At 72.2% G+C, this 19,795-nt stretch carries 22 protein-coding genes; 9 read left to right on the plus strand and 13 right to left on the minus strand.

Going from position 1 to position 19,795, the window contains the following annotated elements:
- Positions 1 to 27: 27 nt before the first annotated feature.
- A complete protein-coding gene (leuA, locus tag ASG88_RS15410) occupies positions 28 to 1,764 on the minus strand; it encodes a 2-isopropylmalate synthase (RefSeq protein WP_056888336.1) in 1,737 nt (578 codons plus the stop codon).
- A 215-nt stretch (positions 1,765 to 1,979) separates the two neighbouring features.
- Entirely contained in the window at positions 1,980 to 2,738 is a 759-nt protein-coding gene (locus ASG88_RS15415; protein WP_056888337.1) for a class I SAM-dependent methyltransferase, read from the minus strand.
- Between the two features lie 92 nt (positions 2,739 to 2,830).
- Between ASG88_RS15415 and ASG88_RS15420 the strand changes: the two genes are divergently transcribed.
- From ASG88_RS15420 to ASG88_RS15435, 4 genes are all read left to right on the plus strand, one after another.
- Entirely contained in the window at positions 2,831 to 3,316 is a 486-nt protein-coding gene (locus tag ASG88_RS15420) for a flavodoxin family protein (protein WP_056888338.1), read from the plus strand.
- A 15-nt stretch (positions 3,317 to 3,331) separates the two neighbouring features.
- Positions 3,332 to 4,174: a septum formation family protein gene (locus tag ASG88_RS24085; RefSeq protein ID WP_056888339.1), complete on the plus strand. Its 843-nt coding sequence runs from the start codon at positions 3,332 to 3,334 to the stop codon at positions 4,172 to 4,174.
- 171 nt (positions 4,175 to 4,345) lie between these two features.
- Positions 4,346 to 4,828 carry a GNAT family N-acetyltransferase gene (locus tag ASG88_RS15430; RefSeq protein WP_056888340.1) on the plus strand — a complete coding sequence of 161 codons (483 nt, stop codon included), beginning with the start codon at positions 4,346 to 4,348 and terminating at the stop codon, positions 4,826 to 4,828.
- Between the two features lie 95 nt (positions 4,829 to 4,923).
- Positions 4,924 to 5,355, plus strand: coding sequence for an HIT family protein (locus ASG88_RS15435; RefSeq protein WP_200956473.1), 432 nt, complete (start codon positions 4,924 to 4,926; stop codon positions 5,353 to 5,355).
- A gap of 12 nt (positions 5,356 to 5,367) precedes the next feature.
- Here the strand turns inward: ASG88_RS15435 and era are convergent, their stop codons facing one another.
- Genes era through ASG88_RS15465 form a run of 6 tightly spaced genes read right to left on the minus strand, consistent with a single transcriptional unit; the run spans position 5,368 to position 10,236 of the window.
- A complete protein-coding gene (gene era, locus ASG88_RS15440; protein ID WP_082600528.1) occupies positions 5,368 to 6,357 on the minus strand; it encodes a GTPase Era in 990 nt (329 codons plus the stop codon).
- Positions 6,354 to 7,130 carry a siderophore-interacting protein gene (locus ASG88_RS15445; RefSeq protein ID WP_056888342.1) on the minus strand — a complete coding sequence of 259 codons (777 nt, stop codon included), beginning with the start codon at positions 7,128 to 7,130 and terminating at the stop codon, positions 6,354 to 6,356. The genes era and ASG88_RS15445 overlap by 4 nt, the downstream gene beginning before the upstream one ends.
- Entirely contained in the window at positions 7,127 to 7,453 is a 327-nt protein-coding gene (locus ASG88_RS15450) for a hypothetical protein (protein ID WP_056888343.1), read from the minus strand. Before ASG88_RS15450 ends, ASG88_RS15445 begins: the two co-directional genes overlap by 4 nt.
- Positions 7,446 to 8,753: a hemolysin family protein gene (locus ASG88_RS15455; protein ID WP_056888615.1), complete on the minus strand. Its 1,308-nt coding sequence runs from the start codon at positions 8,751 to 8,753 to the stop codon at positions 7,446 to 7,448. Before ASG88_RS15455 ends, ASG88_RS15450 begins: the two co-directional genes overlap by 8 nt.
- The gene (gene ybeY / locus ASG88_RS15460; protein WP_056888344.1) at positions 8,753 to 9,220 is read right to left on the minus strand and encodes an rRNA maturation RNase YbeY; all 468 of its coding nucleotides are present in this window, start codon (positions 9,218 to 9,220) and stop codon (positions 8,753 to 8,755) included. The genes ASG88_RS15455 and ybeY overlap by 1 nt, the downstream gene beginning before the upstream one ends.
- Positions 9,217 to 10,236, minus strand: a complete 1,020-nt coding sequence (locus ASG88_RS15465) for a PhoH family protein (protein ID WP_056888345.1) — start codon at positions 10,234 to 10,236, stop codon at positions 9,217 to 9,219. The genes ybeY and ASG88_RS15465 overlap by 4 nt, the downstream gene beginning before the upstream one ends.
- A gap of 148 nt (positions 10,237 to 10,384) precedes the next feature.
- Here ASG88_RS15465 and ASG88_RS15470 point away from each other — a divergent pair, with 148 nt between their 5' ends.
- The gene (locus tag ASG88_RS15470) at positions 10,385 to 12,541 is read left to right on the plus strand and encodes an aryl-sulfate sulfotransferase (protein WP_056888346.1); all 2,157 of its coding nucleotides are present in this window, start codon (positions 10,385 to 10,387) and stop codon (positions 12,539 to 12,541) included.
- Between the two features lie 50 nt (positions 12,542 to 12,591).
- Positions 12,592 to 12,867 (plus strand): hypothetical protein, encoded by a 276-nt coding sequence (locus ASG88_RS15475; protein ID WP_056888347.1) that lies wholly within the window; start codon positions 12,592 to 12,594, stop codon positions 12,865 to 12,867.
- A 19-nt stretch (positions 12,868 to 12,886) separates the two neighbouring features.
- Here ASG88_RS15475 and ASG88_RS15480 read toward each other — a convergent pair whose 3' ends face one another.
- Both ASG88_RS15480 and ASG88_RS15485 read right to left on the minus strand, forming a co-directional pair.
- Positions 12,887 to 14,086, minus strand: a complete 1,200-nt coding sequence (locus tag ASG88_RS15480; protein WP_157559769.1) for a hypothetical protein — start codon at positions 14,084 to 14,086, stop codon at positions 12,887 to 12,889.
- Positions 14,083 to 14,442, minus strand: coding sequence for a histidine triad nucleotide-binding protein (locus ASG88_RS15485; RefSeq protein WP_056888349.1), 360 nt, complete (start codon positions 14,440 to 14,442; stop codon positions 14,083 to 14,085). Before ASG88_RS15485 ends, ASG88_RS15480 begins: the two co-directional genes overlap by 4 nt.
- Before the next feature lie 75 nt (positions 14,443 to 14,517).
- Here ASG88_RS15485 and ASG88_RS15490 point away from each other — a divergent pair, with 75 nt between their 5' ends.
- Positions 14,518 to 15,450 carry a Gmad2 immunoglobulin-like domain-containing protein gene (locus ASG88_RS15490; RefSeq protein WP_056888350.1) on the plus strand — a complete coding sequence of 311 codons (933 nt, stop codon included), beginning with the start codon at positions 14,518 to 14,520 and terminating at the stop codon, positions 15,448 to 15,450.
- A 3-nt stretch (positions 15,451 to 15,453) separates the two neighbouring features.
- Here the strand turns inward: ASG88_RS15490 and ASG88_RS15495 are convergent, their stop codons facing one another.
- Genes ASG88_RS15495 through hrcA form a run of 3 tightly spaced genes read right to left on the minus strand, consistent with a single transcriptional unit; the run spans position 15,454 to position 18,408 of the window.
- Positions 15,454 to 16,194, minus strand: coding sequence for a 16S rRNA (uracil(1498)-N(3))-methyltransferase (locus ASG88_RS15495; RefSeq protein WP_056888351.1), 741 nt, complete (start codon positions 16,192 to 16,194; stop codon positions 15,454 to 15,456).
- 13 nt (positions 16,195 to 16,207) lie between these two features.
- Positions 16,208 to 17,383, minus strand: a complete 1,176-nt coding sequence (gene dnaJ / locus ASG88_RS15500; protein WP_056888352.1) for a molecular chaperone DnaJ — start codon at positions 17,381 to 17,383, stop codon at positions 16,208 to 16,210.
- Complete coding sequence (gene hrcA, locus ASG88_RS15505) at positions 17,380 to 18,408, minus strand: heat-inducible transcriptional repressor HrcA (RefSeq protein WP_056888353.1); 1,029 nt, start codon at positions 18,406 to 18,408, stop codon at positions 17,380 to 17,382. The genes dnaJ and hrcA overlap by 4 nt, the downstream gene beginning before the upstream one ends.
- Before the next feature lie 82 nt (positions 18,409 to 18,490).
- On the opposite strand from hrcA, the gene ASG88_RS15510 reads away from it, so the two are divergent.
- Together ASG88_RS15510 and ASG88_RS15515 are read left to right on the plus strand one after the other, a co-directional pair.
- Positions 18,491 to 19,351 (plus strand): MBL fold metallo-hydrolase, encoded by an 861-nt coding sequence (locus ASG88_RS15510; RefSeq protein ID WP_056888354.1) that lies wholly within the window; start codon positions 18,491 to 18,493, stop codon positions 19,349 to 19,351.
- A 48-nt stretch (positions 19,352 to 19,399) separates the two neighbouring features.
- Positions 19,400 to 19,750, plus strand: coding sequence for a hypothetical protein (locus ASG88_RS15515; RefSeq protein WP_056888355.1), 351 nt, complete (start codon positions 19,400 to 19,402; stop codon positions 19,748 to 19,750).
- Positions 19,751 to 19,795 lie beyond the last annotated feature (45 nt).

The raw sequence follows: 19,795 nt of genomic DNA on the forward strand, positions 1-19,795 counted from the left end.
CGGGCAATCTAGGGCATCCCGCGAGTGTCAGGCGCGGTTGACCGCGGAGATGACCGCCTTGAGGGACGCGGTGACGATGTTGGCGTCGAGCCCCACGCCCCACAGGACCTTCTCGCCGACCGCGCACTCGACGTACGCCGCAGCGATGGCGTCGCCGCCCGAGGACAGGGCGTGCTCGTGGTAGTCGAGCACCCGGACGTCCCAGCCCCGCTCGGCGGCCTGCGGGAGGCCGTTGATCGCGTCGACGAACGCCGCGATCGGGCCGTTGCCCTCGCCGGAGAGGCTGGTGAGCTCGCCGTCGACGAAGACCTGGGTGGTGAGCTGGTCCTTCTCGCCGGCGGCGCTGCTCGTGTGGACGGAGTCGAGCCACAGCGGGCGCTCGCGGTCGAGGTACTCGCTGCGGAACGCCTCCCAGATGGCGGCAGGCGCGACCTCGCCACCCTCGGTGTCGGTGCGCTGCTGGATGACGCGGCTGAACTCGATCTGGGCCCGGCGGGGCAGGTCGAGCTTGTGCTCGTGCTTGAGGATGTAGGCCACGCCGCCCTTGCCGGACTGGCTGTTGACCCGGATGACCGCCTCGTAGCTGCGGCCCACGTCCTTGGGGTCGATGGGCAGGTAGGGAACGGCCCACTCGTGGTCGTCGACGGGTACGCCGGCGCGCTCGGCGTCGGCCTCGAGGGCCTCGAAGCCCTTCTTGATGGCGTCCTGGTGGGAGCCGGAGAACGCGGTGTAGACGAGGTCGCCGCCGTACGGGTGCCGCTCGTGGACGGGCAGCTGGTTGCAGTACTCGACCGTGCGCCGGATGTCGTCGATGTCGGAGAAGTCGATCTGCGGGTCGATGCCCTGGGTGAGCAGGTTGAGGCCCAGCGTCACCAGGCAGACGTTGCCGGTGCGCTCGCCGTTGCCGAACAGGCATCCCTCGATGCGGTCCGCGCCGGCCAGGTAGCCGAGCTCGGCCGCCGCGACCGCCGTACCGCGGTCGTTGTGCGGGTGCAGGGAGAGGATGACGTGCTCGCGGTGGTGCAGGTGGCGGCCCATCCACTCGATGGAGTCGGCGTACACGTTGGGGGTGGCCATCTCGACCGTCGCCGGCAGGTTGATGATGACGGGGCGCTCGGCGGTCGGCTCGAAGACGTCGAGGACGGCGTTGCAGACCCGGACGGCGAACTCGAGCTCGGTGCCGGTGTAGGACTCGGGCGAGTACTCGTAGAAGACGTCGGTGCCGGGGACCAGCTCCTCGTACTTCTTGCAGATCTCCGCGCCGCGGACGGCGATGTCCTGGATGCCGTCCTCGTCGAGGCCGAAGACCACGCGGCGCTGCAGGGTCGACGTCGAGTTGTAGAGGTGCACGATCGCCTGCTTGGCGCCGCGCAGCGACTCGTAGGTGCGCTCGATCAGCTCCTCGCGGGCCTGGGTCAGCACCTGGATGACGACGTCGTCGGGGATCAGGTCCTCCTCGATGAGCATCCGCACGAAGTCGAAGTCGGTCTGGGACGCGGCCGGGAAACCGACCTCGATCTCCTTGTAGCCCATCTTCACGAGGAGCTCGAACATCTCGCGCTTGCGGGCCGGGCTCATCGGGTCGATGAGCGCCTGGTTGCCGTCGCGCAGGTCGACCGCGCACCAGCGGGGCGCCTGGGTCATCCGCTGGGTCGGCCAGGTGCGGTCGGTCAGGTCGACCGGGAGGAACGGCACGTAGCGCTCGTGCTTCATGCCGCTGGGCTGCTGGGGGTTCCGCTCGTGGGGCGGGGTGCTGATGATCATGAGGTCCTCGATGTCGCTGGTGACGGGCGCCGGTGCACAGCACGCTCTCCGCAGCGAGGAGGCCGGCTGGGTCAGGCCTCGCTGCGGCAGCGAAGAAGGAGGCTGCGCGTCATGATGCGTCCAGCGTAGCCCGGTCCCGTCGCGTGCGCCTCCCCGTCCTCCCGCCGTGAGACGCCACGCCGTGACGTACGACGTCGAGCGCCGGCGTACGACGCTCAGGCGCGGCCGCGGGCCGCGAAGGCGACCGCGGTGAGGTCGAAGGGGCCTGGCCCGAGCCGCTCACGGCAGGTGGCCCTCAGCTGCTCGCGGCGGACCGGGCCCAGGGCCGCGACGGACTCGCCCACCGGACCCACCCCGTGGAGGTAGGGCTCCCACCACTCCTCGAAGCTCGGGTGGGTGACGGTCACGGCCATCTCCGTGCCCTCCACGTCGCGCAGGCCCGCTCCCTCGAGGATCTCCACGAGCTGGCCCTCCCTGCCGCCCGGCAGCCCGCGCTCGCCCGGATGGTCGGGGTCGAGCTCGGCCAGGGCGCTCCACAGCGGCGCCATCGGCTCGCGCCGGCCGTGCAGGTCCCACACCGTCGCGCCCACCCGGCCGCCCTCACGGGTCACACGGGCCATCTCGGCGAGCCCACCGACCGGGTCCTGCATGAAGTGCACGACCAGGCAGGAGCCGGCGACGTCGAAGGACCCGGCGTCGTGCGGCAGCGCCTCGGCCGAGCCCTCGCGGACGTCGACACCGGGGAACCGGGACCGGCAGGCCTCGACGAAGGGCGGCGACGGGTCCACGGCCGCCACCTGCGCTGCGGAGAGACGCTCGACGAGGTGGCCGGTCAGGGCGCCCGGGCCGCAGCCGACGTCGATGGCCCGCTGCCCCTCGGACACCTCGAGCCAGTCGACGAGCATCCCCGCGAGGGGACGCGAGTAGCGGCCCATGAACCGGTCGTACGCCTCGCCCGCCACCTCGAAGGTCATGTCCCGCCACGCTACTCCTCGCGAGACCCGCCGTCGCCCCTCGACGGGCACATCCCGGCGCGGGCCCGCGACCGGCGCCGTAGCCTCGGCCCATGGCTCGCCTGCTCGTCGTCCACCACTCCCCCACGCCCCTGGTGCGGTCGCTGACCGACGCGGTGCTGGCCGGGGCGCGGGACGACGCGATCACCGGCGTCGAGGTCGTCGAGCGGGAGGCGTTGGCGGCCACTGCCGACGACGTCCTCGGCGCCGACGGCTACCTCCTCGGGACGACGGCCAACTTCGGCTACATGTCGGGAGCGCTCAAGCACTTCTTCGACACGATCTTCCTCGAGGCCGGCGGCGCACTGACCGACGACGGGTCCGCCTCCGGCGGCACCGGCGGCCGGCGGCCGTTCGGGTTGTGGGTGCACGGCCGCTACGACACGACCGGCGCGGTCAGGTCCGTGGAGTCCATCGTCCGTGCGCTGCCGTGGCAGCAGTCCGCCCCGGTGCTCGAGGTCCTCGGCGAGGTCGGCGACGCCGAGCGCGAGGCGGCGTACGAGCTCGGCGGTACGATCGCCGCGCTGCTGAGCGACTGAACGGACGGACAGGGTATGGCGCACCGCGGGCTCGTCACCGCCCTCCTCGCGACCGTCCTGGGCCTCGTCGTGACGGGGTGCAGCGGGTCGCCGCCCGCCCCCACGCCCTCGCCCTCGTCCACGCCCTCCGCGACGTCCTCTGCCTCGTCACCGTCGCCGACCGCGGTCGTCCAGCCGGAACGGCCGACCAAGGACGGCTGCCACCTCCTGACGTATGACCAGGCGATCGCGCCGGTCGTCGCCGGCGCCGACGTGCCCTGCGGGCAGCGGCACACGGCGCAGACCTTCAAGATCGGCCGCCTCGACCTGGTGAGCGACGGGCACCTGCGGGCGGTCGACTCCCCGGACGTCCAGGCCGAGGTCGCCCGGACCTGCACCGGGCTGCTCGGTGGGCACGTGGGCGGCTCGGTCGAGGACCGTCGCCTGAGCATGGTGCAGGCGGTGTGGTTCACCCCGTCCGTGGAGGACGCGGCCGCCGCTGCCGACTGGTTCCGCTGCGACGTCGTCGCCCTCGCCTCCGCCGGGGAGCTGCTCCCCCTCCCGCCGGACTCGCAGGGCCTGGTCGCGTCGTCCGACCGCTTCGACATGTGCGGCACCGCCGAGCCCGGCGCGGCGTCCTTCGAGCGCGTCGCCTGCAGCGTCGGCGACCCCGCGTGGCGGGCGATCTCGACCGTGGACCTGCCGGGGTCGGCGTACCCCACCGCCGCCCAGGCGGCGACGCGGATGGAGTCGGCCTGTGGCTCGGCGGCGCGCGCGCAGGCGGACGACCCGCTCGACTTCACCTGGTCCGAGGAGCGACCCACGCAGGAGCAGTGGGACGCGGGTCAGCGGTACGGCATCTGCTGGGTCCCGGTCTGACCTCGCCCCCGGTGGTCGCTCGGTGAGAGGTCGCGTCGAGTGTGCGTGGATGCACGGTCCGGCGCCTCCCGTCCGTGCTTCCACGCACAGTCATGACCGGCAGCACGGGACAGGCCCGTCGGGGACCGAATTCGGTGGCCCGGGCTCCCGCCGTTTGGCAGGGTCACACCCATGGCGACCATCGAGCGGCTCGGGCCCGACGACTGGCAGGAGTTCCGGGAGATCCGCCTGCGGGCGCTCGCGGACGCACCCACCGCCTTCGGGATGACCCTGGCCGACGCCGAGCACCAGCTCGACGAGGCCTGGAAGGCCCGACTCGACCAGGGCGACCCGATCCTGGCGGTGCGCGACGGTGACCGACTCGTCGCCATGGGCGCCGGCTGGCACCCGCCCGAGGACCCCGACCGGATGATGGCCTGGGGGATGTGGACCGCCCCCGAGGCCCGGGGCCATGGTCATGCCCGCGCCCTGCTCGGCTGGCTCGTCGAGCACGCGCGCACCCGCGGGGTGACCACCGTCGAGCTGCACGTCACGGACGGCAACGACACCGCCCGCCGTCTCTACGAGGAGCAGGGCTTCGTCCCGACCGGTGAGTGGACGCCGTTGCGCGAGGGGTCCGACCTCCGGATCGAGCTGCTCCGCCGACACCTCTGAACGCCGATCCCCCTCGGATCCCGCGGGCATCGGGCGGCAGGATGGGCACGGTGTGGAACCACGAACCAACCGGTTATGACTGCCCCTTCTGCCGCATGCAGGCGGGTCACTTCAACGAGCGCAACCAGCCGACCGACGTCGTCGCGGTGACCGGTCTGGCCTTTGCGCGGATCTCACCGAAGTGGTGGCCGGACAACCCCGGCGGCGCGCTGGTGATCCCCCGCGCCCACCACGAGAACCTCTACACGATGCCCACCGATGCGGGCCACGAGGTCTGGGACCTCACCCAGCAGGTCGCGACGGCCATGCGGTCGACGTACGGGTGCGACGGGGTCTCCACCCGGCAGCACAACGAGCCGGCAGGCAACCAGGACGTCTGGCACCTCCACGTGCACGTCTTCCCCCGCCACGACGACGACCGGCTCTACGGCCGGCACCGCGAGGCACGCTACGTGGACGCCGCAGCGCGTGCGCCGTACGCCGACCGGCTGGCCGCCGAGATCGGCCTGCCGCGCACCTTCGGGTGAGGGACGGTCCGGTCAGAAGCCGAGCTTGCGGAGCTGGCGCGGGTCGCGCTGCCAGTCCTTGGCGATCTTGACGTGGAGGTCCAGGTAGACCGGCGTGCCGAGCAGCGACTCGATCTGCTTGCGGGCGGCGGTGCCGACCTCACGCAGTCGGGCGCCCTTGTGGCCGATCATGATCCCCTTCTGCGAGTCGCGCTCGACGTAGAGGTTGGCGTAGATGTCGAGCAGCGGCTTGTCGTCGTCGCGGCCCTCGCGGAGGTTCATCTCCTCGACCACGACGGCGATCGAGTGCGGGAGCTCGTCGCGCACGCCCTCGAGCGCGGCCTCGCGGATCAGCTCGGCGACGAGGATCTCCTCGGGCGCGTCGGTCAGGTCGCCGTCGGGGTAGAGCGGCGGACCCTCCGGCAGCTGCGCGAGGAGCAGGTCCGCCAGCAGTCCGACCTGGTCGCCGGAGACGGCGGAGACCGGCACGATCTCGGCCCACTCGGTGTCGGTCTCGGCGCCCAGCTTGGCGATGTCGAGCAGGTGCTCGCCCAGCTGCTCGGGCGTGACCAGGTCGGTCTTGGTCGCCACCGCGATCTTGATGGTGCGGCGCACCTTGCCGAGCTCCTTGACGATGAACCGGTCGCCGGGACCGATCTTCTCGTTGGCGGGGAAGCACACGGCGACGACGTCGACCTCGGCCCAGGTCGTCTTCACCAGGTCGTTGAGGCGCTCCCCGAGCAGCGTCCGCGGGCGGTGCAGGCCGGGTGTGTCGACGAGGATCAGCTGGCCGTCGGCCCGGTGCACGATGCCGCGCACGACGGTGCGGGTCGTCTGCGGCTTGGAGGAGGTGATGACGATCTTGCTGCCCACCAGCGCGTTGGTCAGCGTCGACTTGCCGGCGTTGGGACGTCCGACGAAGCTCGCGAAGCCGCTGCGGAACCCCTCCGGCCGGGTGCCGTAGATCGGCCCGGCCGGCTCGACGCCACTGACGTCGAAGTCCTTGTCGTGCTCGTTGCTCATTCGATCTTCTCTCGCGCTGCGTCGTAGTCGGCCCAGATCTGCTCGTCACTCTTCCCTGCCGCCTTGCCGGCGCGCCAGATGGGTCCCGGATCGACTGCACGGGGCTGTCGCTGCTGGCCCCCGCCGCGCCAGTAGCCCATCACGTCGTACGCCGCCGTCGGCAGCGCCCGCTCCCGCATCAGGTGCTTGCGGATGGCCCGCATCTGGGCGGACTCCCCCGCCATCCAGAAGTAGCCCTCGCCCTCGGGCCAGTCGATGGAGGTGACGACGTCCGCCGTCGCGGTCTCGACACCCTCGGGGGGTGTGGTCCAGGTGACGTCGCCGCCCACGTAGCCGCGGATCGGCTCGTCCGGCGTCTCCACCCAGGCGGTCACGGGCACCGAGACCGTCTCGATGATCCGGGCGATCGCGGGCAGCGCGGTCAGGTCGCCGACGAGCAGCAGCCAGGCCGCGTCGTCCGGCATCGCGAACGACCCCTTGGGCGCGCTCACGGTCACCGTGTCACCGACGCAGTCCGTGGAGGCCCACTCGGTCACCAGGCCGATCTCGTGCACGACGACGTCGAGCACCAGCTCGCCGCCGGCCCAGGACCGCACGGTGTAGTAGCGGGTCTGGAACTGCCCGGGCACCGTGAGGGCCACCCACTCGTCGGGCACGCCGGTCGACGTGAAGCCGTCGAGACCGGGACCGCCGAGCACCAGTCGCACGAAGTGCGACGAGAGCTGCTCTCGGCGCAGGACCTGGGCGGCGTACGTCGCGGCGCGGACGCTCACCGCAGCGTCCCCCGGTGGTCGCCCACGTGCACGACGACGTCGGTGCCGGCGAACTCGTGGACGGCGGCGAGGTCGGGCGTCCCGTCGGCCGCGGTCAGCACGACGGCGGCCTCGAGGCCCCGCGAACCCGACGCGATCGCCATCGCGACGCAGACCTCGAGCGCGGTCAGGGACAGCGACTCCAGCGCCACCGTGGCGGCCGCGTAGGTCCGGCCGTCGAGGTCGCGCACCGCCGCGCCCTCCGCGGCACCGGTGCGGGCCCGGGTGGCGCGGGCCAGGGTCACGAGCTTGGCGTCCTCGGGAGGCAGGGGGGCGTCAGTCATCGTCGCGGGCTTCCTCGTCGTGGTCTTCGTGGTCACGCTCGGACACCGGGCTCACGAGCACCGTGCCGATCTTGTTGCGGCGTCCGGACACCCGCTCGGCCTCGAAGCGCAGTCCGTGCGCCTCGACGATCGAGCCGGGGATCGGGACCCGACCCAGCTGCTTGGCCATCAGCCCGCCCACGCTGTCGACGTCCTCGTCGTGCACGGAGATGCCGACCAGCTCGTCGAGGTCGTCGACCGGGTAGCGCGAGGAGACGCGGTAGGTGCCGTCCTCGAGGTACTCGACGTCGGTCTCCTCCTCGTCGTACTCGTCGGTGATCTCGCCGACGATCTCCTCCAGGACGTCCTCGATGGTGATCAGGCCGGCGGTGCCGCCGTACTCGTCGACGACGACCGCGATGTGCTGGCGCCGTGCCTGCAGCTCGGTCAGCAGGGCGTCGACCGGCTTGGACTCGGGGACCCAGTAGACCGGCCGCATGACCTCGTCGACGCGCTGGGTGAACTCCACGTCCGGCTGCTCGAAGTCGCGCCGGACCAGGTCCTTGAGGTAGGCGATGCCCACGATGTCGTCGAGGTTCTCCCCCACGACCGGCACCCGGGAGAAGCCGCTGCGCAGGAAGAGCGACATGGTCTGGCGCAGGTTCTTGTAGCGCTCGATGTAGACGACGTCGGTGCGGGGCACCATCACCTCGCGGGCGATGGTGTCGCCGAGCTCGAAGACCGAGTGGATCATCTTGCGCTCACCCGACTCGATGACCGCGGAGGCCTCGGCGAGGTCGACCAGCTCGCGGAGCTCGGTCTCGGTGGAGAACGGTCCCTCGCGGAAGCCCTTGCCGGGCGTGATCGCGTTGCCGAGCTGGATCAGCAGCCTGGGCAACGGGCCGAGCACGGTCGTCACGAAGGACAACGGGCCGGCCGACAGGGTCGCGACCCGTTGGTCGTGCTGGCGACCCACGGTGCGCGGGGCGACGCCGATCACGACGAAGGACACGACCAGCATCGCGCCGACGGCGGTGGCGTAGGCCGGCCAGAAGTCGCCGTCGTACAGGTCGTGGACCCAGAGGGCGACGAGCACGATGGCCGCGGTCTCGCACAGGAGCCGCAGCAGCAGCGCGGTGTTGAGGTAGCGGGCAGGGTCGTCGAGGATCGTCAGCAGGCGCCTGGACCCTGACGCGCCCTCCGCCACGAGCTCCTCCGCGCGGGCGCGCGAGAAGCCTCCGATGGCCGCGTCGGCGGCGGAGAAGAGCCCGGCCAGCACGACGAGCGTGGCTGCCACCAGCAGCAGCCAGATGTCACCGATCACTGGGGCTGATCAGGGGCCGAGGCCCGCCACTCCTCGAGGATCCGGGCCTGGAGGCCGAACATCTCCTCGTGCTCCGCCGGCTCGGCGTGGTCGTAGCCGAGGAGGTGGAGGATGCCGTGGACGGTGAGCAGCTCGATCTCGGCGACGGTGCCGTGCCCGGCCTCCGCCCCCTGGCGCTCCGCCACCGTCGGGCACAGCACGAGGTCGCCGAGGACCCCCTCCTCGGGCTCCTCGTTGACCTTGCCGGGCCGCAGCTCGTCCATCGGGAAGGCGAGCACGTCGGTGGGACCGTCCTTGTCCATCCACTGCCGGTTGAGCAGCGCCATGGTGTCCTCGTCGACCGCCTTGATGCACAGCTCGGCGAGGGGGTGGACGCGCATCCTGTCCATCGCGAAGCGCGACAGGGTAGAGAGCCGGCGTACGTCGAGCTCCTGCTCGGACTCGTTGAGGACCTCGATGCTCATCGGGTGGTCCCCCGCGGTCGCGAGTCGCGCTGGTGGCTCGGTCGCTCGGGCTGGGTGGCGTCGAACGCGTCGTACGCCGCGACGATGCGGCCCACGAGCCGGTGCCGCACCACGTCGTTGGCGGTCAGCCGGTTGAAGACCACGTCCTCGACGCCGTCGAGGATGCCCTCGACCACGCGCAGGCCGGACTGGACGCCGCCAGGGAGGTCGACCTGGGTCACGTCGCCGGTGACGACGATCTTGGAGCCGAAGCCGAGCCGGGTCAGGAACATCTTCATCTGCTCGGGCGAGGTGTTCTGCGCCTCGTCGAGGATGATGAAGGCGTCGTTGAGCGTCCGGCCGCGCATGTAGGCCAGCGGGGCGACCTCGATGGTGCCCGCCGCGAGCAGCTTGGGGATCGTCTCCGGGTCGAGCATGTCGTGCAGCGCGTCGTACAACGGGCGCAGGTAGGGGTCGATCTTCTCCGAGAGCGTGCCGGGCAGGAAGCCGAGCCGCTCGCCCGCCTCGACCGCCGGGCGGGTCAGGATGATCCGGCTGACGTCCTTGGCCTGCAGTGCCTGCACGGCCTTGGCCATCGCGAGGTAGGTCTTGCCGGTGCCCGCGGGGCCGATCCCGAACGTGATCGTGTGCTTGTCGATCGAGTCGACGTAGCGCTTCTGGTTGAGCGTCTTGGGCCGGATCGTGCGGCCGCGGTTGCTGAGGATGTTGAGGGACAGCACGTCGGCGGGACGCTCGGTGGTCTCGGCGCGCATCATCGAGATGATGCGCTCGACCGTCTCGGTGGTGACCCCCTGACCGGTGCGGATGATGGTCACGATCTCGTCGAGCAGGCGCTCGGCGAGGGCGACCTCCGCCGGCTCGCCGGTGAGGGTGATGCGGTTGCCGCGGACGTGGACGTCGGCCTTGAACGCGCGCTCGATGAGGCCGAGGTGCTCGTCGCCGGGGCCGAGGACGCTGACCATGTCGATGCTGTTGGGCACGACGACGGTGTGGGAGGGGTAAGGAGTCTCAGTCATGGGTGGCTCCATGCTAGCGAGCGCGGGCCAGAGCGCCCACCGAGAACCCCTCGAGCACGCCGGTCCTCCCCGCTCCGCCCTCGCGGCGGGCTGCCCGACCTCGCGGAAGCGGGTCCCGCCAAGGACGCCTTGACGTAGCGTGACGCCGGTGAAGCGACCTCTGTCGGGGCTGACGTGCCTCGTGATCCTGCTCGGCCTGCTGCTCGTCTCCCCCATGGGACCGGCAGCCTCGGTCGTCGAGGCACCGGTCCACACCGTCGCCGTGACGGGCACCGGGACGACCACCTACCCGTCCTTCTCCCACGGCACCACGCGCTACGGCATCCGGACGACCGCCGACACCGGCGGCGTCGTGACGGTGACGGCGTCGACGAGCGACCCCGCCGGCCGGGTGTTCGTCGACGGGTCACGTGCTGCCGGGCCCGTCGAGGTGCGGGACCTCGACAGCGGTGACGAGGTCTCGGTGATCGTCCGGGACGCGTCGGGCAGCACCGCATACTCCTTCGTCTACCTGCCGGCGCGCTTCCCGGTCCTGAGCGGCACGGCCGACGCAGGTATGCAGCCCGGGCACACGTTGATGACCCTCAACCCGTTCAGCGGCGTGCCGGCGCGGTTCATGACGGCCGTCGACGGCAACGGTGTCCCGGCCTACCTGTCGCCGTACACGGGCAACCGCCACGACTTCAGGCGTCACGCCGACGGCACGTTCTCCGTCAGCCAGGACGTCGCCCTGCCGGCCGGCAACGTCATCCTCGAGCTCGACGAGCAGATGCAGGAGGTCGCGCGTCGCACGACCGTCGGGCTGGTGAACACCGACTTTCACGACTACCTGCGGCTGCCCGACGGCAACCGCGTGATGATGGCCTACGAGCCCCGCGACGACGACTCCGGTCTCTTCGACGCGGTGGTCCAGGAGATCGAGCCGGACGGCGACGTCGCGTTCGAGTGGAACAGCGGGGACCACATCGACATCGCCGCCGAGGGCGTGGGAGACACGGATGGGGACTACGCCCACATCAACTCGGTGGAGGTGATGGACGACGGCGACTACCTGATCTCCATGCGCCACCTGAGCGTGGTGCTCAAGGTCGCGAGGACGGCCCACGACGGGTTCGCCCAGGGCGACATCGTCTGGCGGCTCGGTGGTCGCCTCAGCGACTTCGACCTCTCCTCCGACCCCCTGCTGGGACCCTGCGCCCAACACACGGCCAGCGAGGTCACGCAGCCCGGCGGCCCGACCACGATCATGGTCTTCGACAACGGGTCCTTCGACGTCTTCCCGCTCTGCGTCGACCCCGGGGACCCGGCGGGCCCGGCCGTGGGCCGCACCCAGAGCCGGGTGGTCGAGTTCGTCCTCGACGAGGAGACCGGGACCGCGACCGTCGGTCGTCAGTACGCACCAACGGGACGCTTCGCCCACTTCGCCGGCTCTGCCGAGCGGATGCCCAACGGCAACACCCTGGTCGGGTGGACCAACGCCGCCGACGGCATCGCGACCGAGCTCGACCCGGACTTCCGCCCCATCTGGGAGCTGGACTCCGACAACGGCTACGGCAGCTACCGCGTCCACCGCGCGACGGTCCCCGACACCACCGCCCCGACCGCGGGACTGACGTCGCCCCCATCGGGGGCCGTCTACGAGCACGGCCAGTCCGTCGTGAGCGACTACGGGTGCACGGACCGGGGCGGCTCCGGCCTCCAGGACTGTGTCGGAACCGTCGAGGAGGGCTCCGTCGTGGACACCCGGACGTCGGGCCGGCACAGCTTCACCGTCACCGCGACCGACGGGGCCGGCAACCGCGTCACGACCACGAGCTCCTACACCGTCCTGCCCGCGTCCGCGCCGAGCTCGACTCCCCTGCCCTCCCCGACCCCGACGCCCGATCCCGCACCGCGATCGGCACGCCCGGACGCGATCCTGGCCGTCGGCACGACGGTCGTGGGCGACGACGTCTACGGCGCCGGGCAGCGCGGTCGGGTCCGGCTGACCGATCGGCGCGACGTACGGAGGGTGCGGGTGCGCATCCAGAACGACGGGGAGGCCTCCGACCGCTTCACCCTGTCGGGGCCGCGATCGCGTCGGGGCCTGCTGGTGACGGTGACGATGGGTGGTCGCGACGTCACCCGTGCGCTGCGACGCGGCACGCTGCGGACACCGTCCGTGGCGCCCGGGCGACAGATGACACTGCGCGTCACGGTCGCGTGGGGACAACGGCGTCCGCCGGTCCGCGGCCGGGTGCTGCGGTTCAGCGGCGAGGCGGACGGCACGTCCGACGTCGTCCGGCTCGGGGTCACCGCCCGCTGACCGAGCGTCTCGGCCGCCCGCCGTGGGCACTGCGCAAGTACGGTGTCCCCATGCCGGGTGCCGACCGCGACGTCCACGAGTGGTACGACGAGGACCCCGACGACCACGACGACGACACCGAGCCGATGTGGTTCCCGGGCCAGCACCTCCCCGAGGACGCCCGCCGGATGGGGCTGACGCACCACACGGTCGAGGGCGCCCTGCTGGACTTCGGTGGCCGCCTCGACGCCTCCAAGCCGTGGCACCGGGTCACGGCGTGGGCGATGCTCGTGGTGTTCGGGATGCCGGTGGTCTTCGCCGTGCTCCGGCTGCGTTACCTCTTCTGAAGCCGTCCGGGCAGGGCGCTCAGGGCTTGCTGACCTGCAGCATCCCGAGGCACATCTCGTCGGTCGTGCCCTCGCCCCACACGACGTACCGGTCGGGCTGTCCCTCGAAGGACGGCAGCTCGTCGCGCAGCCACTGCACGTGCTTGCACGTGACCTCGACCGTGTCGCCGGGCTGGAGCGAGACCGGCTCGATGTCGCGGGCGCCCTGGTCGTCGAAGTCCCACACCGGGATGTCGAGCACCGTCTCGGCACGGTCGGTGCCGGGGTTGGTGACCACGCTGATCTCGCGGCCGAGCAGGTGCATGTGGCCGCCGGAGGCGTGGATGGTCATCGGCTCGTGCACGGTGCGGGTGCAGCTCTGCACCTGGCCGGGGTCGGGCTCCCCACCGCACAGCAGGTAGAGCACGTTGGCGGTCCGCGAGCCCTCGGCTCCGAAGCGCTGCATCACGTCCATCATCGCGGCGTCGCGGTCACACAGCGGCCCGTCGGCGTACGCCGCGCGGCACGGCAGCTCGACCGGCGCGGGGAGCAGCATGGTGTGCAGCTCCTCGAGGTCCCGGTCGCCGGGGGCGAGGCGCAGCTGGGCGGCCGAGGTGTCCGGCTGGGTGCCGGCGAGCAGGTTGTAGTGCACCTGCATGACGATCCGGGAGCCGCGGGCGAGCTTGACGCCGTAGCCCGGCTTGCGGACCGACTCCTCGCCGCCGGGCGCCCACGCCCCGATCCACGCGGCGTCGTCGACCTGCTGGAAGGCGTCGAGACCGGTGCCGCCGAAGCAGGTCCAGCCCTCGCCGTCCTCCTGCGCGTCCTTCTCCTCCGCGGCGTCGACCTGCTCCGCGGGGACCTGGAACAGGATCACGTGGTGGACGACCTCCGGGTTGCCCGGCTGCACCGTCGTGCCGGTCAGCCAGGTGTCGCGCTCGAGGCCCGGGTCCAGCAGGAAGCAGCGGTAGTCGTCGGTGCCCGTGCCGTACGGCGCGGAGGGGGTGTACGCAGCCGGCATCGTCAGGGTCTCGCGGCGCTCGCCCTTGCGCAGCGGCACCTCGGCGGCCGGCTCGGCGGACGCATGGTCGTCGTGGCCCGAGTCGGTCGAGGGCTCGGTGGCGTCGGCGCCGGCGGTGTCGGTCGCCTCATGGCCGGCCGGGTGCTCGTCGTCGGTGCTCGAGCAGCCCGCCAGGACGAGGACGACGGCGGCGACCAGCGCCGCGAGCCGGGTGCTCATCCGGGAGGCCACTGCAGCGAGCGCCCGCCGAGCACGTGCAGGTGGGCGTGGAAGACGGTCTGCCCGGCGCCCGCGCCGGTGTTGAAGACGGCGCGGTAGCCCTCGGTGAGACCCTCCCGCTCGGCGATGTCCGCGGCCGCCCGTAGCACGTCGGCGAGCCCGGCCGGCTCGTGGTGGGCCAGCTCGGCAGCGTCGGCGTAGTGGCTGCGCGGGACCACCAGCACGTGGGTGGGCGCCTGGGGGTTGATGTCGCGGAAGGCCACCGTCGTCTCGTCGGCCCGCACGATCTCGGCGGGGACGTCGCCGGCCACGATCTTGCAGAACAGGCAGTCGTCGGGACGTGCGGGCGCGGTCATGGCTCCCACCTTAGATCTGTGGTCCCCGGCGTGTAACCGAAACCGGTCGCCGTACGTCCCACTAGCGTGAAACGCATGCGCACCGCTTCCCTGGCCCTGTACGCCGCCCTCACCGTGGGGCTGGCCTCGGGCCTGTCCGCCTGCTCGGAGGACGAGCCCACCGACGACCCGGCACCCGCGGGGGCCACGGCGACCGAGACCCCGACCGACGAGCCGACCCAGGAGCCGGGCGACGAGGGATCGGAGTCCCCCACCGAGGGCGAGGGGGAGGCATCGGGCGAGGCCGCCGGGAGCGCCGTGCCCGTCTACTACGTCGGCGACACCCCCCAGGGGCCGCGATTGTTCCGGGAGTTCCAGCAGGTCTCGGGCGACCCGCTGCTGGAGGCGGCCGGACTGGTCGACGGCGGGACGCCCCTGGACCCCGACTACCGCACCGAGTGGCCCGGCGTGGGCATCGAGAGCGTGCAGGCCACCGACGGCGTGCTGCTCGTGACGATCCCCGGCGACGGCTTCACCGACCGGCCCGACGGCATGTCGAAGCGCTCGGCGCGGCTGGCGGTCCAGCAGCTGGTCTACACGCTCCAGGGGGTCCAGCAGGAGCGGGTGCCGGTGCAGGTCCAGCGCACCGGCAGCGACCCGGTGCTCTTCGGGATCAGCACCGAGGCTCCCTTCACCGCCGCCGACCCCATCACGGTCTCCGGCCTGGTCAACGTCACCACCCCCGAGCAGGGCGCCACCGTCGAGGGCGACACGCTCGAGGCGAGCGGCGTGGCGTCGTCCTTCGAGGCCACCGTGCCGTGGGAGATCCTGCGCGGCGACGAGGTCGTCCTCGACGGCTTCGCGACGGCGTCGGGCTGGATGGGCAAGCTCTACCCCTGGCAGGCGTCGATCGACGTCTCCACCCTCGAGCCCGGGGACTACACCTTCGTCGCCCGCACCGACGACCCCTCCGGCGGCGCCGAGGGTGCCGGGCCGCACGAGGACACCAAGGACTTCACCCTGGGCTGACGGTCAGCGCCAGCGGTCGGTGCGGGACAGCAGGGCGGCGACGGCGACGACGCCGGCGGTCGACGTACGCAGCACCTCGTCGCCGAGGCGGACGGTGAGGGCCCCGGCCGCCTCCAGCACCTCCAGCTCCTCGGGGGCGATGCCGCCCTCGGGGCCGACCACCACGACGACGCGCCCCTCGACGGGGACCTCCACGCTCGACAGCGGGGTCGTCGCGTCCTCGTGGAGCACCACGGCCAGGTCGGCCGCGGCCACCAGGTCGCGGACGGCGTCGGTCGACGCGAGCGGGGACACGGTCGGCAACCACGAGCGCCGGGACTGCTTGCCGGCCTCGCGGGCGGTGGCCTGCCACTTCGTGTGGGACTTGACGGCGCGCTCGCCCTTCCAGACGGCCACCGACCGGGCGGCGGCCCACGGCACGACCACGTCGACGCCCACCTCGGTGAGCACCTCCACGGCCAGCTCGCCCCGGTCGCCCTTGGGCAGCGCCTGCACCACGGTGAAGGCCGGCGACGGCCTGTCGGTGGCGGACACGGAGGCCACCTCGACGGCGAACACCCGCTTGCCCGTGGACCTGACCTCGCCGGTCACCGAGCGGCCCTCGCCGTCGGTCAGCACCACCCGTTCGCCGACGCGCAGTCGGCGTACGGCGACGGCGTGGTGGGCCTCGTCGCCGGTGACCTCGACGGCCGCGCCGACCACGACGCCGTCGAGCGACGGGACGAGATGGACCGGGAGGCTCATGCGACCGGGACCGTCAGTGCTGGTTGAAGGCGTCGCGCAGCCGGCCGAACATCGACTTCGCGGGGGCCTGGACGGCTCCGTCGGGAGACTCCTCGCCCCGGATGGCGGCCAGCTCGCGCAGCAGCTCCTCCTGGCGGGCGTCGAGGCGGGTCGGGGTGTCCACGGAGACGTTGACGATGAGGTCGCCACGGCCACCGCGGAGGCCCGGGACGCCGAAGCCGCGCAGCACCTGCTCGCTGCCGGACTGGGTGCCGGGCCGGATCTCCAGCTCGTAGTCGGTGCGGACGTCCGAGTCGTCGGCCGTCTCGAGGTCGGCCTCGAGCAGCGGCAGCGTCAGCGTCGTGCCGAGCGCGGCGGCGGTCATCGGCAGCGTGACCGTGCAGTGCAGGTCGTTGCCGTGCCGGGTGAACGTCGGGTGCGCGTCGACGTGGATCTCGACGTAGAGGTCTCCGGGCGGGCCACCGCCGGGACCGACCTCGCCCTGGTCGCTGAGCTGGACGCGGGTGCCGTGGTCGACCCCGGCCGGGATCTTGACGGTCAGGTTGCGGCGCGAGCGGACGCGGCCCTCGCCGGAGCACTCGCGGCAGGGGTCCGGGATGATCTGGCCGAAGCCGCGGCAGGCCGCGCAGGGGCGCAGGGTGCGGATCTCGCCGAGGAACGAGCGCTGCACCTGGGCGACCTCGCCGGCGCCGCGGCAGGTCTCGCAGGTGATCGGCGTGCTGCCCGGGGACGCACCGTCGCCGTGGCACGTCGTGCACACGACGGCCGTGTCGACCTTGAGGTCCTTGGTCGTGCCGAACGCCGCCTCGGCCAGCTCGACGTCGAGCCGGATGAGGGCGTCCTGCCCGCGTCGTACGCGCTGGCGGGGACCGCGGCCCTGACCGCCGCCGCCGGGAGCCCCGCCCCCGAAGAACGCGTCCATGATGTCGGTGAACGAGAAGCCCTGGCCCTGGCCGAAGCCGGCCTGGCCGCCGCCGAAGGGGTCGCCGCCGCGGTCGTACGCCGCCCGCTTCTGCGGGTCGGAGAGGACCTCGTAGGCGCGGGAGACCTCCTTGAACTTCTCCTGCGTCGCCGGGTCGGGGTTGACGTCGGGGTGGAACTGACGGGCAAGGCCCCGGTAGGCCTTCTTGATGGCAGCCGCGTCGGCATCGCGGGAGACGCCGAGCAGCTCGTAGAGGTCCTGGGTCACTGGTGTCCTTCGTCGAGGATCCGGGAGACGTACCGTGCAACGGCACGCACGGCAGCCATGGATCCGGGGTAGTCCATGCGGGTGGGGCCCACCACGCCGAGCGTGGCGAAGGCCTGGTCTGCGGGGCCGTAGCCGGTGGCCACGACGCTGGTCGAGGAGAGCTCGGAGTAGGGGCCCTCGTGGCCGATGCGCACCGTCACCGAGTCGCCGGTGGTGGCCTCGCCGAGCAGCTTGAGCAGCACCACGTGCTCCTCGAGGGCCTCGAGCAACGGTCGGACCGCGGTGTCGAAGTTGTCGCCGAAGCGGGCCAGGTTGGCGGCCCCGCCCACGGCGACGCGCTCGTCGTTGCGGTGGTCGGACATCGCCTCGGCCAGCGACGTGACGACGTCGCGGGTGATGGCGGCGGTCTCCGGGGTGACCTCGTCGGGGAGCCGGCCGAGCGCCTGGGTGGCGTCGGCGATCCGCTCCCCCGCGGCCGCCTGGTTGACCCGCGCCCGCAGGTCGGCGAGCTGCACGTCGGTCACCTCGGCGCCGAGCTCGACGAGCCGCTGCTCGACCCGCCCGGTGCTGAGGATCAGGATGAGCATCACCCGGGTGGGCGTCAGCGAGACGAACTCGACGTGGCGCACCGTGCTGCGCGACAGGGTGGGGTACTGCACGATCGCGACCTGCCGGGTGAGCTGGCTCAGCAGTCGCACCGAGCGGCGTACGACGTCGTCGAGGTCCACCGCCCCGTCCAGCAGGGTGGTGATCGCCCGGCGCTCGGCCGCGCTCATCGGCTTGACGCCGGTGAGCCGGTCGACGAAGAGCCGGTAGCCCTTGTCGGTGGGCACCCGGCCGGCGCTGGTGTGCGGCTGGTGGATGAATCCCTCGTCCTCGAGGGCCGCCATGTCGTTGCGCACCGTCGCCGGCGAGACGCCGAGGCTGTGGCGCTCCACGAGCGCCTTGGAGCCCACGGGCTCCTCGGTGGCGACGTAGTCCTCGACGATCGCGCGGAGGACGGCGAGCCTGCGGTCCTCGACCATCGCGTCCTCCTCCGGGTGGGTGCCGTGGTGCCGTGACTGGCACTCGCTGAGCGTGAGTGCCAAGCCTACTAGGGTCGCTCCCATGACTGACACCAGCGAGCCGTCCTTCGTCGAGGTCGCGCCCCGTGTGTGGGTGGCGCACCACGCATGGATGCAGGTCAACGTCACCCTGGTGGGTGGCTCCGACGGCATGGTGATGATCGACACGCACGGCTCGGCGCACGCGGCGCGCGAGGTCGCGGACGCCGTACGACGCCTCGGCGCCGGCCCCGTCACGGCCCTGGTCAACACCCACGACCACTGGGACCACTGGTTCGGCAACGACGTGCTCGCCGCCGGGGCGGGCGACCTGCCGATCCACGCCACCGACTTCGCGCTCGAGCAGATGGTCCGCGCCGGCGCACGCCCCGACCCCGCGCAGGTCGGCGACAACCCGCGGGCAGCCGAGATCCTCGACACCACCCTGCGACCGGCGACGCACGGCTTCTCCTCGGCGTACGCCCTCGACCTCGGTGACCGCATCGTCGAGCTGATCCACCCCGGCCGCGGCCACACCGCCGGGGACCTCGTCGTCCGGGTGCCCGACGCCGACGTGATGGTCGCCGGGGACCTCGTGGAGGAGTCGGACAAGCCGTTCATCGGCGACGACTCCTTCCCGCTCGAGTGGCCGCTCACCCTCGACCTGGTCCTCGGGCTCACCACCGACGAGACCGTCGTGGTCCCCGGCCACGGACAGCTCGTCGACAAGGACTACGTCCACGAGCAGCGCAACGAGCTCGGCGTCATCGCCGAGACCATCCGCGACCTCGCGAGCCGTGGTGTCCCCGTCGGCCGGGCGCTCGACGAGGGCGAGTGGCCGTGGGACCGGGCGCTGCTCACCTCGGCCGTACGGCTCGGCTACGAGCACCTGCCCCGCAGCCAGAAGCGGCTGCCGCTCATCTGAGTCCCTAGGGGGGTGTACGCGGGCCCGGTGGTCGCGTAGGAACGAGGCATGAGCGAATCCAGCGACCTGCCCCAGGCCAGCGCGACCACCAGCGAGGCCGACGCCGACCACGAGGGCGGCACCCAGTCCCCCGACGACCAGCAGCTCTCGGGCGTCTCCGACGAGCAGCTCCCCGAGGACCTGCAGCCCGGGGAGGACAACCCCCTCGCCGAGCCCCTCGACCCCGACGACGAGGCCACCAAGGACTCCGACGAGCTCGGCATGCAGGACACGCAGGACGACACCACCGGCACCTACGAGTCCTCGGGCGAGACGCCCAGCACCGAGGACGGGGACGACGAGACCGACCCCGAGTCCGTGAGCGGCGACGGGGCCCAGGGCGCCGGCATCTCCGGCTGATCTCGGACTGATCGCCGACTGAGCGACGACGCCCGGCGGCGTGGC

It is taken from the genome of Nocardioides sp. Soil777, from assembly GCF_001428425.1.
Lineage (GTDB): Bacteria > Actinomycetota > Actinomycetes > Propionibacteriales > Nocardioidaceae > Nocardioides > Nocardioides terrigena.